A 14,709-nucleotide genomic window follows, 5' to 3' on the forward strand; every position below is an offset into this window, starting at 1 on the left:
AATTAGTACATATTATTAATTTTTTGACAGTATAATGTCATGCCGAGTATGTTTTAAATTTTGAGTTGTAATTTTTTCTGTATGAAGGGTCTAGTCGCAACGTGTGAGTGATTGATTTTGTTGAATGGTAATAAGCTAATTAATCAAATCTGTGTTGTTGATAGATATTGTCTGATTTGTAATTGAATAAAATTTTAGAGTTGTTCTTATGTGGCATGGTAGCTATGATTTTGATGTGATCAAATCAGGTAATGCGAAGGATTTCATATTTTTACTGACACATGTGATATGTCTTATAGTTGTATAAACCTGAATATTGTTATGTGCCGCCAATTTGTAACTTTAATTTTTAGTAAAAAACAGCTGAATCTGCTATTATGGTTTTATGTTTATCAAATTTGGAATAAGGTCAATATATATGCAGAGAGAGTTTAGCTGCTAAAAGCCGAGGTGGTAATTAGAGATCTAATAGGGTGAAGATAGCATATATCAGAAAGAGTATTGTTTAAAAAATAAAAAATTTGCCATTGATTTGATAATCAATTATGTGATTAACCTTATGTGTATTTGCAAAAATTGATATGCATAAATATTTTAATAAATAATTATGCCATAAAAAATGCTGTGAAACTGATGCAGTCTCACAGCATTTTTAATTATGCACTGGCACGACGACGCTCAACTTCAGTTGAAGGTGCTTGCTCTTTATCCTTCACTAGTTCCACATTGAATGTGATGTGTTTAAATGGTTTGTCTACACCACGACGTACAATTTCAGCAGTGTCATTCACATCAATAGCAGTTGCTACAAGACCATCACGAGTTGCGAATGCAAAGTCATCCCAAAGATATTGGTCACCTTCAATATTAAATTGAGTCGTTAATTTGCGATAACCCGGCGCAGAGACAAAGTAATGCACATGAGAAGGGCGATTACCATGACGACCAAGTTTATTTAATAATGCTTGAGTTGTACCTTCTGGTGGACAACCATAACCGACAGGCATTGTGGTTTGAGCAACATACTGACCATTAGCATTCGAGATGATGGTACGGCGTAAGTTAAAGTCAGATTGAGACTTATCAAAGAATGAATAATTACCTAAGTTGTTGGCATGCCAAACTTCAACTTTAGCACCTTCAATAGGCTGGCCTTCAATATCAGTAACTTGACCTTCGATAAACAAAGTGTCAACTTTATCTGACTCTGAGCCATCATCCATACGGGCAAAACCTACTGACTCAGGAGCACCAGCCACATATAAAGGCCCTTCAATGGTGCGAGGTGTCCCACCTGTAATTCCTGCCTTAGCATCTGCTTCGTCTGCCCGTAGATCTAAATAGTGTTCAAGACCTAAGCCAGCTGCAAGTAGGCCAAGTTCATTGGTTTGACCTGCATCAGTAAAATACTCCAAACCTTTCCACAATTCAGTTTGTGAAATATCCAAATCTTCAATCGCTTGGAACAAATCGCCGACTAAACGAACAACAATCTGTTGAATACGTGTATCAACAGGACCTGTTGCTGTATCTACGTTCATTTTTTTTACTAATTGATCAATCTCTTGACGATTCATACATATTCTCCTTAAGTATGAAAAAGTTGCTGTGGGGCCGGGCTTGCTATAGAGCATTTAGCTCACTTCCTTGCTCCAAAAATTTGTTCAACATGGTGTGAACTGATTTTGAGTTTGAAAACATTATGGCGTTTGTTTTCAATCATTTTTTCGCTTCTGCAATGTCTTTTTTATACCCTAATCTAAGGTAATACCTTTGAATAGACTGAAAATAGTATTTTTATATACTTAAAAGGTATATAAACTTGATGCCTTTTTTAGATGTAGAAACATATAGTCAATTTCCTTGTCGATACGAAATCTGGCTCAAAGCAGCTATGTGCCTATAATTATTGGGTCGTATTAAAACCGTATTCGAAACAGAGAAGATTCTATTAAAAAATTTGATTAGGGTTAAAGTGATAGATACCTCTATCAATGAAAGTCATATATATTTTGCAACAAAGCTTAGTGTAATTAGTTTGGTAAAGCCATTTAAGCCTGAAGCAATCTATTACGATAAAATGAAATTTTTAGGTTAACTAGACTAACTAGGTACAGAGTACAAAAACAAGAAAAAGAAAATTACAGAAGAAATGTTTCAAATAGTATTTTTGTGACCAAATTTAGTCACAATTTATAGGGGATTTTACCTATATGAATAAGAGCAAATTGATATTTTATTTATAGTAAATATTTATGCATTTAAGCAAAATTAAATATTTCTACAAGAAAAATTCTTAACTCAACATAGATTCATCCTTATATTTCCATGCCACCTTTCACGACTAAATTAAGTCATGCGCTAGACGATCTTACACAGCGTCAACAAGGACTTGAGCAATAAAAAGGGTGTGGTAAATGATAGGGAAATATCTAATATCTGTGGCGATGACCACATTTCTATGCAGTGGAGCAACTTTAGCGATTGCAGCTGAGAATGGTGGAAGTGCTTATCCTGATGGAACAGAAAGCTTTTTTGGGGGGGCAATGCCTCCACCAGGTATGTATCTCGTAAGTTATAACCAATATTACAACGCAGACAAATTTAAAAATGATCATCCTGTTTTTGATGATTTTAAAATCGATACTTTTGCAACGGTGGCACGTGGTGTTTATGTCAGTGACAAAACATTTTTAGGTGCCACGTGGGGGATGCACGCTTTTCTTGTTTATGCCAACGCAGATTTAACCCTAGGGGGTCATCAAGATGACCACATAGCGATGGGCGATGTGATTATCGATCCATTTTTATTGGGTTGGCATAAAGGAGATTGGCATGTTGCTACAGGTGTTGATTTCTATATTCCTGTGGGTTCTTACAACAAGGATCGTCTCGCGAACATTGGACGAAACTACTACACCATTCAACCGATTGTTTCGACAACCTACCTCAACAAGCAAGGTATAGAAGTCAGTACCAAATGGATGTACGACATTAATTTTGAAAATAAAGACACCAACTATACGTCTGGTAATGCCTTGCATGTGGACTACTTAGTTGCAAAACACATGGGGCCTTTGGCTGTAGGTGTTGGTGGTTATGTTCATCGTCAGCTAGAGGGTGACTCAGGAGAAGGTGCAATTTTAGGTGATTTTAAAGCCAAAGCAGCGAGTGTTGGTCCCCAAGTTCGCTATCAGTTCCCACAAGGTTATGCCATCGCAGCGAAATATCAAAAAGAGTTTGACGTTGAAAACCGACCTGAAGGTCAGAAGTTTGCAATAGATATCACCATTCCTTTTTAAATGATTTTGAACACATTGAAATCCAAATATAAGCGCAAGCATACAGAGGTGAATTTATGAAAATAGAACATCAAGAATATGCAACTGGCAGTGTAAGTGCTGTTGATTATTTAGTTGTGAATGAATATTCAGGCGGGATTGTGGGTCCAAGTCAACGCATGCTTGGTCCTTTAAAAAATGGCGGGACTTTAAAAACAGGTACACCGCCAGGCTGTTGGGGTCCAATGATTACACCTGCATTTCAAGGCGGGCATGAAGTCACGCTTCCTGTGGCGATTGAAGGTGCAGAAGTGGGCGATGCCGTTGCCCTAAAAATTAAACAGATGAAAGTGACATCCATTGCAACCTCTTCAGGGGTCATGCAATTTGTGGAAGGGCGTTATAAGGGTGACCCCTTTGTTGCGAAATACTGCGAAGCATGCGGTACAGAACAACCAGCAAGTTATGTAGAAGGCATTGGTGATGATGCTATTCACTGTAAAAATTGTGGTGCGGAAGTCAGCGCATTTCGTTTCTCACATGGTTATGTGATTGTTCTTGATGAAGAAAATAAAGTGAGTTTGACGGTTAATCAAGAGATTGCCAACAAACTTGCAGGCAATGCCAATGAACTTGCAGCACTGCCTGAACATGCAGCACAACATTCTATTTTATCGCTTGCACGTGCAGATATGCCTGGTGTTGCAGCCCATATGCGCCCATTCCTTGGCAATATTGGGACTACGCCATCTCGTGACTTGCCTGACTCTCATAACTGTCATGACTTTGGTCAGTATCTGATTGATGCACCACACAAATTTGGCATGACGGAAGAAGAGCTGATTGCTGCAAAAACCGATGGTCACATGGACACCAATTCGATTCGTCCTGGCTGTATTTTGATTTGTCCTGTCAAAGTCCCGGGTGCAGGTGTGTACATGGGAGATATGCATGCTCAACAAGGCAATGGTGAAATTGCAGGTCATGCAACCGATGTTTCAGGTGAAACCGAGCTGCAAGTTGAAGTGATTAAAGGTTTAAGCATTGATGGTCCGATTCTTTTACAAGCTTGGGATGACTTACCGCCTATGGCACGTCCTTTTAGCAAAGAACAACGTGAAAAAGTCAAAGCGCTTGGTGAACGTTGGGGGCAAACCGAGATTGAAGAAAGTGGCCCAATTACCTTTATGGGTACTGGGAAAAACTTGAACGATGCCACTGAGAATGCCCTAAACCGCGCTGCAAAAACCACAGGTTTAAGTTATGACGAAGTCATGAACCGCTGCACGATCACAGGATCGATCGAAATCAGCCGTTTACCTGGCATGGTGCGCGCAACTTTTCTTTGCCCAATGCCTATTTTAGCCAAACTCGGCATCGCAGATTTAGTCCGCGAACATTATCAACTTTAACGTAATGCATACCTTGGGCTGTGTGCAGGATCGTGATCATTGCAGCAGCTTGAGGAAATAGAACCGTCACATCTATGTGTCTAAAAAACTTGAACAGGAATGTCATATGAACAGTAATGCAAAGCTTCGTTGGGGCGATTTATATCCAGAACTTGGGATTGAGCCTATTCCAACAGAACCGTGTATTTCACCAGAAATATATCAAGAAGAAATTGAAAAAGTTTTTTCGAAAGTGTGGTTAAAAGTGGGTCGTGTGGAAGAAATTCCGAAAAAAGGCGACTACAAAGTCAAGCGTTTAGACTTTGCTAAAACCTCAGTGATTTTAATGCACGGCAAAGATGATGAAATTCGTGGTTTTCACAATATTTGTTCGCACCGCGGTAACAAAGTGGTTGTCGAAACAGACAATGAAACTTTTGGTTCAAATAAAGCCGCAGTCGTAACCTGCCGTTTTCATGGTTGGGTGTACGATGCCAAAGGTGATCTGGTTAATGTGCCTGAAGAAGAGAAATTTACCTCTTGTTTTGACAAAGGTCATAACGGTTTAGCACCTGTGCGTACCCAAGTATGGGAGGGGTTTATTTTCGTTAACCTTGATAACGAAGGCACTCAGTCTGTAGAAGAGTTCTTGGGTGATATGGGCAAACACTTAGGCAGTTATCCATTCCATGAAATGGAAGAATGTTTTGCCTATAACACTTTATTGAACTGTAACTGGAAAGTGGCACACGATGCTTTTGCTGAGGCATATCACGTTGCAACGATTCATGCAGGTTCATTCCCAAATGTCTTTGCTTCTGGTTTGCAAGAAGTTCAGTTGTTTGGCGATCACCGTACATGTGCGGTGTGTTTAACCAAAAATGCCAATCCAAAACCTGCTGCGGCACTTTCGGGTGAAATTTCGGGTGCATCGTTGGTGAATCATTATGAACGTGTGCAATTACCTAAATCTGTCAATCCAAATGACCGTGATGACTTCTCATTTGAACTGTCTGTGATTTTCCCAAATATTTTGGTGCATGTGACTGAAGGCGTGTGGTTTACCCATCAATTTTGGCCTGTGGGTCACAATCAAACGCGTTGGGAAGGGCGTTATTACATTCCTAAAGCGAAAACCTATTCTGAGCGTTGGGCACAAGAATTTGCACAAATCTTACAGCGCAATGCATGGTTAGAAGACACAGCGACGATGGAAGATACGCAAGAAGCGCTTGAGTCTAAAGCCAAAAAAGTCATGCATTTACAAGATGAAGAAATCTTGATTCGTCATGGTTATCACGTTCTTGAACAATATCTGAATCGCGCATAAGGAGCATGCACATGTCAAACATCATTTCACAATTGCCCGCTGACTTTGCCACCCTAGAACCCTTTGTGGCGAAATGGGCATTAGGTACAGGAAAGCAACGTCACGAAGCGCGGTTAGATTCGACTAAAGCTGAGTTACAAACATTCTATGATGCAATTTTACCTGAAATGCGCAAATTGCTTGCAGCGCTTGACCAATATGCATTGGGGACCTTGCCTGAAGAATTGCACAAGTTGTATTGGCTAAGTCTGAGTTTTGCAGAAGTTGCACCACATATTGAGCTGTATAAAGGTTCAGTCGGTGTGCCCTATGCCTTTGCAGAAAAGCGTTTCATTTATGAAACAGGCAACGTAGTCAACGTTTAAAAGGATCTCAAGATGAGCCAACACAATCTAGAACAGCGTTTAAATGCTCTGGAGGCCTGTGAGGCGATTCGTAGCCTGATCGGCCGTTATGCGACAGCGGCCGATCAACGCAACAATCCAGCCATTTTGCAGCATCTTTTTCATGATGATGCGGTGTGGTGTGCCAATGGCTTTGGAGCATATCAAGGGCGGGACAATATTTTAAAAGGATTGTCGAGTATTGCAGAAGCACAAGTGCTGTGGAGTCTGCATATTATGGCAATGCCCGATATTGCAGTACTTGATCAACATCATGCTGAAGCAACTTGGATGCTATGGGAAGTCTGTAACTTAGCGACAACGGGTCAGACAGCCAAAACCAGTTGTTTAGGTGGATTTTATAAAACTGAAATACGGCTTAATGATGAAGGCGAATGGAAGTTTGAACATGTCGAATTGAATTTAACCTTCAATCAACCTTTTCCAAACACAGACATATAGACATGGCATCAGTACAGCCAAAAAGGAATTTAAAATGAGAAAAATCGCAATTATTGGTGGTGGGCAAGCAGGTTTATTATTGGCGTTTTCGTTACTTGAAAACAAATATGATGTCACTTTATATGTAGATCGTCCTGCGGATGAGCTTTTACATGGTCGTATGGTCAGTACAACCATGTTCTTCGCAAATACCTTAGAGTTTGAACGTAAACTTGGGTTGAATTTTTGGGATGGAAAAGCACATCACGGTCAAGCGATACATGTCGATTTTCGTGGTCCAGATGGCTCAATTGCATTGCCATTAACAGGCTTCTTGCATGAGAACAAAGGCATTGCGATGGATCAACGGACCAAATATCAGCGTTGGTTAGAAGAATATCCACGCCGTGGCGGCAAGTTAGTGCTGCAAAATGTCAGTCCTGAAGATTTAGAGCAGATTGCAGCAGAGAATGATCTCACGATTTTAGCGGCAGGCAAGGGCAACATCACCAGTTTGTTTAAACGTAATGAGTCACGTTCAGTACATCAAACACCGCCACGAAAATTGGCTGCAGCTTTGGTGGTGGGTGATGACTTGTGTGGTCCACAGAGCTGGCAAGGTCAACCTTCACAAACCTTACATTTTAACTTTGTCGCAGGTGCGGGCGAATACTTCAGTATGCCGTTTTATAGTCATACGCATGGTCCATGCCGCAGCTTTTTGTTTGAATGTGTGCCTAATGGTCCAATGGATATTTTTGATGATGTCAGCAATGGCGAAGAAATGATGCAACGCATGAAAGAAGCCGTTGCAAAAGTAACGCCTGATCAAAGTTTCCGTATGGCCGATAACATGGAGCTGAGTGATCCAAATGCGTGGTTAAAAGGTGCATTCCGTCCTGAAGTGCGTGATCCTGTTGCGACCTTAGCAAATGGCGCGAAAATTTGGGGCATTGGTGACACGGTGATTGTCAATGACCCAATTGCAGGTCAAGGTGCGAACAATGCAACACGTATGGTTGAGCATTATCTTCAAGCGATTTTAGCACATGGTGATCAGGCATTTAGTGCAGATTGGATGCAAAACGTGTTTGAACAATTTTGGAATGAATCAGGTCGATATACCACTGATTTTACTAATTTATTGCTCAATCCGCCGAGTGAAAGTCTTCTACAAGTGTTAGGTGCGGCATCTCAAAATCAAGTGATTGCAGATGATTTTATGGGGCACTTTAACAATCCGCGTGGTTTTTGGCCTGCAGTCGATGGTGAAGCAGGTGCAAAAGAATATCTCTCACGCAAGGAGTTCCAACATGCAGCTGCTTGAACGATTGTGGCAGGACGTTGATTTGGCTGAGGCAAAATCGTTGCGTCAAGCTTTCGGCAGATTTGCCACAGGGGTCGCGATTGTGACCTGTCTAGACCAAAACCAACAGCCTATAGGCTTAACCATTAACTCATTTAGTTCGGTGTCTTTAGATCCAGCTTTGGTGTTATGGAGTTTAGTTAATCATTCACCAAGCCGTGAAGTATTTGAATCGGCTGAATATTTTGCCATAAACATATTGGCATCACAGCAACAAGAGATTGGTTTGAACTTTGCGAAACCCATTGCGGATAAATTTCAGCATGGCACTTGGAAGCTCCACGACCACAAAGCACCTGTTTTAGAAGATTGTGTGGTGCAATTTATCTGTAAGCGTGAGCAGCAAATTGCCGCTGGGGATCATCAAATTTTTATAGGTAAAATTGAACACTGTCGCCACAGTAACCAACGTCCGCTGTTGTTCTGCAAAGGTCAGTTCAATGAATGGCCTGAGTATAAGGAGGTTTCATGACAGACTTAAAGCAAAAAGTGGTCTTGGTGACGGGTGGAGCAACACATATCGGGCAAGCCGTTGTACAAGAGCTGAAAAGTTTGGGTGCAGAAGTCATTATTGCTGACATTAACCAAACACAGGGTCAGCTTGTTGCGCGAGCCACTCAAGCGCGCTACGAATACCTTGATCTTGCCAATGATGACAGTATTCGTGCATTGAGCCAAAAGCTGACGCAGTTGGATATAGTAATAAATTTGGCATGTTTATACGAAGATCACGGTTCTCAATCGACCCGTCAAGATTGGCAAAATACTTTTAATGTGACGGTGTTTGGTCATGCTGCCTTGGTTCAGGCTTGCCGTCCTTTGCTGCAAAGCAGTGAGGATGGTGCAGTCATTAACATCAGCAGTGTCAGTGCACGTATTGCGCAAAAAGAGCGTTGGGTCTATCCCGCTTCAAAAGCGACCTTAGAGCAACTGACAAAGAGTATGGCATTAGATTTGGCTCAAGATGGAATTCGAGTACATGCTTTATCTTTAGGATGGACTTGGTCTGTGCCCATGCAAATGATCTCGGGAGGCGATCGTGCCAAAACTGATCGTGTGGCAGGACGTTTTCATGTATTGGGTCGTATTGCAGATGCTGAGGAAGTGGCTCAGGCTTTGAGTTTACTGTGCAGCCCGAAAGCCAAGTTGTTGACGGGCAGTGTGATTCATGCAGATGGCGGCTATCACATTTTAGGTCCTGAAGCGACAGAGTCACCGATTGAGGAGTTAAGCCAATGAATATCAAAATGAGCAATGTGGCAGAAAAATTCTTATGCTTAACTTCTGATGTGGCACAAGGTGAGGGTTTACAGGTCATTATTGAGGGTTATCCGCCCTTGGCGGTTTTCCATTTAGACGATGGTGAGTTTTATGTGACAGATGACACCTGTACCCATGGTGATGCTTCGTTGGCTGATGGTGAGATTGATGGTTGTGAAGTGGAATGTCCTTTCCATGCAGGCGCTTTTGATATTAAAACAGGCGAGCCTTGCGGCGCGCCGTGTACGATTGCACTGAAAACCTATCCATCCATTGTACGTGAAGATCAAGTTTACTTAGTGGAGTAAGGCCAATGTATAACATTCAAATTGATGGTCAAAGTGATTTTCATTGTGCGCCAGATGATGTCTTACTCAGAGCAGGTTTGCGAGAAGGGTTGGGTATTCCGTATGAGTGCAATGCAGGCGGATGTGGGACGTGTAAAATTGAAGTTTTGTCGGGTGAGGTGGAAAACTTGTGGGAAGATGCCCCAGGTTTAAGCGACCGTGACAAACGTAAAGGACGGCTGTTGGCATGCCAATGTCGTCCCAAATCTGACTGTGTCATCAAAGTTCGTTTAGATGAACAGTGCGTGCCGAAAGTGTTGCCAAAGAAGAAAAAGGTGACGTTAAAGCATGTGCAATTTGTCACACATGATATTTTAGAAGTGCATTTACAGTCAGATGAACCTGCACAGTTTATTCCTGGTCAATACGCCTTAATTTGGGTAAATCAAACCTTATTACGTGCTTATTCCATGTCAAATTTGCCCAATGATGAGGGTGTTTGGGTATTTCAAATACGCCGTGTACCTGAGGGTAAAATGACCAATTTGCTGTTTGATGAGCAATCGCGTCAGCAAGCTGAAATTCAGATGGATGGACCTTATGGTTTAGCACATTTACAAGAGCAGCCACGCCCGATTGTTTGTGTAGCAGGCGGTTCAGGGCTTGCGCCTATGCTTGCGATTGCACGAGGTGTGGCTGTAAATCCACATTTACAACATCATAAAGTGTGGTTTTTTCATGGCGGGCGTGAACAACGTGACTTATTTACAGAAAACCAACTTCGTGAATGGACGGAGCTGGGTGATCGGCTGAATTATGTGCCTGCGACATCTTCGGAGCTGATAGACGGTATTCGTTCAGGATTTATCCATGATGTTATCAATGAAGTCTTAGGTGAGCAGCTGATTCAACATGAAATATATTGCGCTGGACCGCCGCCGATGGTGCAATCGATTGAGCAGATGGCGCATCGGGCAGGGATTCCGCAACAACAAATACATTTCGATCGTTTCTTCTAAAAACAATCATGATCCTGCTGAAAATTTTCAATCTAGCGATGGTTAACCCATCGCTGGTATAGATTTTTCCCGACACAACAACACCATATTAATAATTTGCGCTATCGACTCAGTCCCTAATTTTTGACGGATATGCGTGCGATGAATCTCTACCGTTTTATGACTGATATTGAGCATCTGCGCGATGTGTTTACTTGATAATCCATCGACCATCAAATTGATAATTTCGGTTTCACGCGGAGACAATGAGTTCAGTTTGACCATTTGTTGTTGGCGTTTTTCTTCTTCAATGAAGCTTTGTTCTGCAAGTTGCAATGATGCTTGAATTTGATTCAGCATATGTTGTGGGTTAAATGGCTTCTCCAGAAAATCAAAAGCACCTGCTTTCATGGCATTGACAGACATTGGAATATCGCCATGACCCGTCATAAAGATGATGGGCATACGGATTTTCTGCTGATTTAATTGTTGCTGTAGTTGTAAACCGCTCATGCCCCGCATACGAATATCTAGAATCAAACAGGCGGGGGTATGCGGGCGTTGATAATTTAAAAATTCAGTGGCGCTGTTAAAGGTTTTATTTTCCAATTGTACCGATTCGAGTAACCATGTTAATGAATTACAAATATCTTGATCATCATCAATAATATAGACAATGGGCTCTAAAACTTCAGAATTGGCTACATACATTTTGCACGCTCCTTTGCTGCCAAAGAAATATTAAAGATTGCACCGGTATCACCTTCACAGACCCAAAGATAACCTTGGTGACTTTCTATAATGCTGCGCGATAAGGTTAAACCAATGCCCATACTGTCACTTTTACTTGAATAAAAAGATTCAAATAGTTGTTCTGGATTTTGTCCTTGTAAACCAGGACCATTATCTGCAATCGCAATGCGGGCGTATTGATTGTATTGCCATGTGCGAATGTAAACATCGCGCTGACTGACAGGGTTTTTTTGTAAGGCATCGACTGCATTAAAAACGAGATTAATGATGACTTGGCTAAATAGCGTTTCATCAGCCTGAATATAAAGAGGGTGTACATTTAGTTCGTAATGAACTTTACAGTCGCCTTGTTCTGCTTTTAACCGAATTAATGGATGTAAATCTTGGATCAGGCTGTTGAGTGAGTGATGTTGGAAATTGGCTTCACCTTTACGTAAAAAGCTCCGCATACTATGAATAATGCGATTTACTCGTTGAGTTTGATCCAAGGCTGAATTTAATGCTGCAATGGTTTCAGGGGTATTCGCTAGACCATTTTGAATACGAATAATACTGCCGCCCACATAGTTGTTGAGCGCGGCAAGGGGTTGGTTTAGCTCATGTGCTAGAGCTGTTGCAAGCTCGCCCATAGTTTTACAGCGTGACATATGTCCCAGTTGTTTTTCTCGGGTACGGGCAATCTGCTCTGCCTGAATACGTTCCGTAATATCACGATAATTGATTAAAATTCCTTGAATATTAGGATGATTTAGTAAATTTTTAAAACTAGCTTCATGGTGATGCCATTCGCCATTGTGGTGCAAAATACGATAATGCAGTACACCATCGTAAATTTGCGTTGGATGTTTAAACAAAGTCTGGCGTATTGCGGTTCTGTCATTTGGGTGAATAACGCTCAACACATTTTTGTTTAAAACAAAGCGATCACGATACCCCAAAATGCGCTGTAAAGAGGCACTTGCATATAATAATTTGCCTTGAGGGTCTAGAATAGCAATACCATCAGCAGAATTTTCTAATAAAATTTTAAAGTATTGGTCTTTAGACTGAAGTGCGTACTGATATTTTTTGATTTCACTAATATTACGAACTAAAGCCAAAAGTTTAGGCTGTTGCTCTATTTCAACTGTCTTTAAACAGACTTCAACTGGTATTTGTTGCTTATCTTTTGACTCAATGAGCCATTCAAAAGTAATAGCCTCATCTGTAGACGCTGCTACTTGTTGAACTTTTTTAAGTGCATGATGTAAATCGAAACCTTGATGAAAAGCACTGATCTTTTCAACGTTCATGTGAGTCAGTTCAGACTTACTATATCCTGTAAGCACAACAGCGGCCTCGTTCACATCCATGAATTGTACACTGCCAATATCATGTACAAAAATGGCATCGCCTGCTTTATCAAAAATGGTTTGATAATAATTTAAACTGGTCATTCTATGTCCTTACCTGAGATGGCTTCCTGCGATCGGGTAGAGGTGATGGATTATCGTGACTGATAAAACATTGTTGTTATATGATATTATATTGCATGAATGAGGTGTATGATGCAATGACATGAAAGGTTAGATTATATACTTTAAACATATGTAATAAAGCATGTGAAATATTGAATAGTGATTGCAAAATTCGAGGTTATTCAGGTTTCTATTACATCTAAATTGTTACTTAAATTTGCGTAGATAAGCGGGATTACTTTAAATGATTGAACTTCTCATTAAATAAGTTTAATCCCTCATAAAATTCGAAGGAGATATTTTTTAATCTATATCACTAATGGGATTAATTTTATGCCATTTATGTTTTATTTTCACAAAATTCAGCCCAATCCCCCATTAAGCCTTTACGTTTTTCGAGATAAGCTCCACGTAAATATGCAGCCTCAACTTCGTCAGGCAGTTTATGTGCAAGGACATGTTCACAGACTTCACGAGGGTAATCAGTTTTGTCTGCTGACCAATCACGGAAAGTAGACCGAAAACCATGTGTTGTAATCACTCGATTTTGTTTAGGATCAATATAGCCTAAGCCATTTTCTTTAAACTTCTGTTCATGCATACGTTTAATTAATGTGGTTAATGACATATCAGACAGCATTTCACCACTACGCGGTGCAGGGAATATAAACTCTTGTGGCTGACTATAAGGTTGAATTGATTTAAGCAAATTAATGGCTTCTTTAGATAGGGGAACTCGATGTTCCTTTTCCGCTTTCATTCGTTCTTTAGGAATAATCCAAACCTTATTCTTGAAATCAATTTCCTGCCATTTAGCTCCAAAAATTTCACCAGAACGACAGGCTGTTAAAATTGCAAATTCTAGAGCTTTAGGTGAAATTCCTATTTTCTGTCTCAGATGTTGAATGAATTCATAAACCTGTTCATAAGGTAACGATGGATGAGGGCGTGATTCCTGCTTTAAATTCCCCAAGATGGGTTCAAGATTGCCTTTCCATTCGGCAGGGTTGTCACCTACAAAATATCCCATGGCCTTAGCATAATCAAAAATGGTTTCTATACGACCACGAATACGTTTAGCTGTTTCGTTCTTCTCAGCCCAGATAGGTCTAAGAACTTCAGCAATATCAACTTTAGTAATTGTACCAATACTAATATTACCTAGAGTTGGATAGATATAGGTTTCTAATGTAGATGTCCATTGTCCGATATGTTTTTCATTTTTGAGTTCACGGGTTTTATTAGTAATAACAACTTCTGCGCATTCACGGAATGTTTTATCGCGCATTTTTTGAATATGAAACTTCTCAAGTTGTTCTTGTTTATACGCAATTGGATCAATACCATTTCGTATTTGTAATCTTAATTCAGTGGCTTTAGCACGAGCTTCAGCTAAAGAAACTTCAGGGTAGGGGCCAATCCCAATATCACGGCGATGAGGTCTTAGCTTCCCATCTTTATCTAACCGTTTGCCTACCACAGCACGTAAAATCCAGACACGGGAATTACCTTCGACGTTCAGGCATAAACCATCAACGCCTCCTACAGAGTGTCGACCTGTTGCTTTAATTTTTGCTACACTGAGTGCAGAGAGTTCCTTTGATTTTTTTGGCATGTCTTTATTTACCCCACAACTTACCCCTCATAAAATACTGGAATTAATAGGGTTAGACAAGACAGGTTAGGATGGTGAATTATTTAAGTATATGTAAAATATGTGTTTATAATATTTCATTGGACTGGTTGGGATAGTTGTTATACG

Annotated in this window: 14 protein-coding genes; 10 read left to right on the forward strand and 4 right to left on the reverse strand. The window is 40.6% G+C overall.

The window, feature by feature from the left end; genetic code table 11:
- Positions 1 to 656: 656 nt before the first annotated feature.
- The gene (catA, locus tag KPC_RS10555) at positions 657 to 1,577 is read right to left on the reverse strand and encodes a catechol 1,2-dioxygenase (RefSeq protein WP_121974341.1); all 921 of its coding nucleotides are present in this window, start codon (positions 1,575 to 1,577) and stop codon (positions 657 to 659) included.
- An 840-nt stretch (positions 1,578 to 2,417) separates the two neighbouring features.
- On the opposite strand from catA, the gene KPC_RS10560 reads away from it, so the two are divergent.
- The 10 genes from KPC_RS10560 (at position 2,418) to KPC_RS10605 (ending at position 10,758) form a co-directional block, all read left to right on the forward strand.
- Positions 2,418 to 3,302, forward strand: a complete 885-nt coding sequence (locus tag KPC_RS10560) for a SphA family protein (RefSeq protein WP_121974342.1) — start codon at positions 2,418 to 2,420, stop codon at positions 3,300 to 3,302.
- A 56-nt stretch (positions 3,303 to 3,358) separates the two neighbouring features.
- Positions 3,359 to 4,693 (forward strand): acetamidase/formamidase family protein, encoded by a 1,335-nt coding sequence (locus KPC_RS10565; protein WP_121974343.1) that lies wholly within the window; start codon positions 3,359 to 3,361, stop codon positions 4,691 to 4,693.
- Positions 4,694 to 4,799: 106 nt separating this feature from the next.
- Complete coding sequence (locus KPC_RS10570; protein ID WP_121974344.1) at positions 4,800 to 6,002, forward strand: aromatic ring-hydroxylating oxygenase subunit alpha; 1,203 nt, start codon at positions 4,800 to 4,802, stop codon at positions 6,000 to 6,002.
- Positions 6,003 to 6,013: 11 nt separating this feature from the next.
- The gene (locus KPC_RS10575; protein ID WP_121974345.1) at positions 6,014 to 6,367 is read left to right on the forward strand and encodes a hypothetical protein; all 354 of its coding nucleotides are present in this window, start codon (positions 6,014 to 6,016) and stop codon (positions 6,365 to 6,367) included.
- 12 nt (positions 6,368 to 6,379) lie between these two features.
- Complete coding sequence (locus tag KPC_RS10580) at positions 6,380 to 6,847, forward strand: nuclear transport factor 2 family protein (protein WP_121974346.1); 468 nt, start codon at positions 6,380 to 6,382, stop codon at positions 6,845 to 6,847.
- 34 nt (positions 6,848 to 6,881) lie between these two features.
- Complete coding sequence (locus KPC_RS10585; protein WP_121974347.1) at positions 6,882 to 8,153, forward strand: styrene monooxygenase/indole monooxygenase family protein; 1,272 nt, start codon at positions 6,882 to 6,884, stop codon at positions 8,151 to 8,153.
- 40 nt (positions 8,154 to 8,193) lie between these two features.
- Positions 8,194 to 8,664: a flavin reductase family protein gene (locus KPC_RS10590; RefSeq protein WP_228212225.1), complete on the forward strand. Its 471-nt coding sequence runs from the start codon at positions 8,194 to 8,196 to the stop codon at positions 8,662 to 8,664.
- Entirely contained in the window at positions 8,661 to 9,431 is a 771-nt protein-coding gene (locus KPC_RS10595) for an SDR family oxidoreductase (RefSeq protein ID WP_121974349.1), read from the forward strand. The genes KPC_RS10590 and KPC_RS10595 overlap by 4 nt, the downstream gene beginning before the upstream one ends.
- Before the next feature lie 8 nt (positions 9,432 to 9,439).
- Positions 9,440 to 9,760, forward strand: a complete 321-nt coding sequence (locus tag KPC_RS10600) for a non-heme iron oxygenase ferredoxin subunit (protein ID WP_228212227.1) — start codon at positions 9,440 to 9,442, stop codon at positions 9,758 to 9,760.
- A gap of 5 nt (positions 9,761 to 9,765) precedes the next feature.
- A complete protein-coding gene (locus KPC_RS10605; protein WP_121974351.1) occupies positions 9,766 to 10,758 on the forward strand; it encodes a 2Fe-2S iron-sulfur cluster-binding protein in 993 nt (330 codons plus the stop codon).
- A gap of 42 nt (positions 10,759 to 10,800) precedes the next feature.
- Here the strand turns inward: KPC_RS10605 and KPC_RS10610 are convergent, their stop codons facing one another.
- From KPC_RS10610 to KPC_RS10620, 3 genes are all read right to left on the reverse strand, one after another.
- A complete protein-coding gene (locus KPC_RS10610) occupies positions 10,801 to 11,448 on the reverse strand; it encodes a response regulator transcription factor (protein ID WP_121974352.1) in 648 nt (215 codons plus the stop codon).
- Positions 11,439 to 12,926, reverse strand: a complete 1,488-nt coding sequence (locus tag KPC_RS10615) for a PAS domain-containing sensor histidine kinase (RefSeq protein ID WP_121974353.1) — start codon at positions 12,924 to 12,926, stop codon at positions 11,439 to 11,441. The genes KPC_RS10610 and KPC_RS10615 overlap by 10 nt, the downstream gene beginning before the upstream one ends.
- Before the next feature lie 361 nt (positions 12,927 to 13,287).
- Positions 13,288 to 14,562 (reverse strand): tyrosine-type recombinase/integrase, encoded by a 1,275-nt coding sequence (locus KPC_RS10620; protein WP_121974354.1) that lies wholly within the window; start codon positions 14,560 to 14,562, stop codon positions 13,288 to 13,290.
- Between the last annotated feature and the right edge of the window lie 147 nt (positions 14,563 to 14,709).

Source organism: Acinetobacter stercoris (genome assembly GCF_900323515.1).
Taxonomy (GTDB): domain Bacteria; phylum Pseudomonadota; class Gammaproteobacteria; order Pseudomonadales; family Moraxellaceae; genus Acinetobacter; species Acinetobacter stercoris.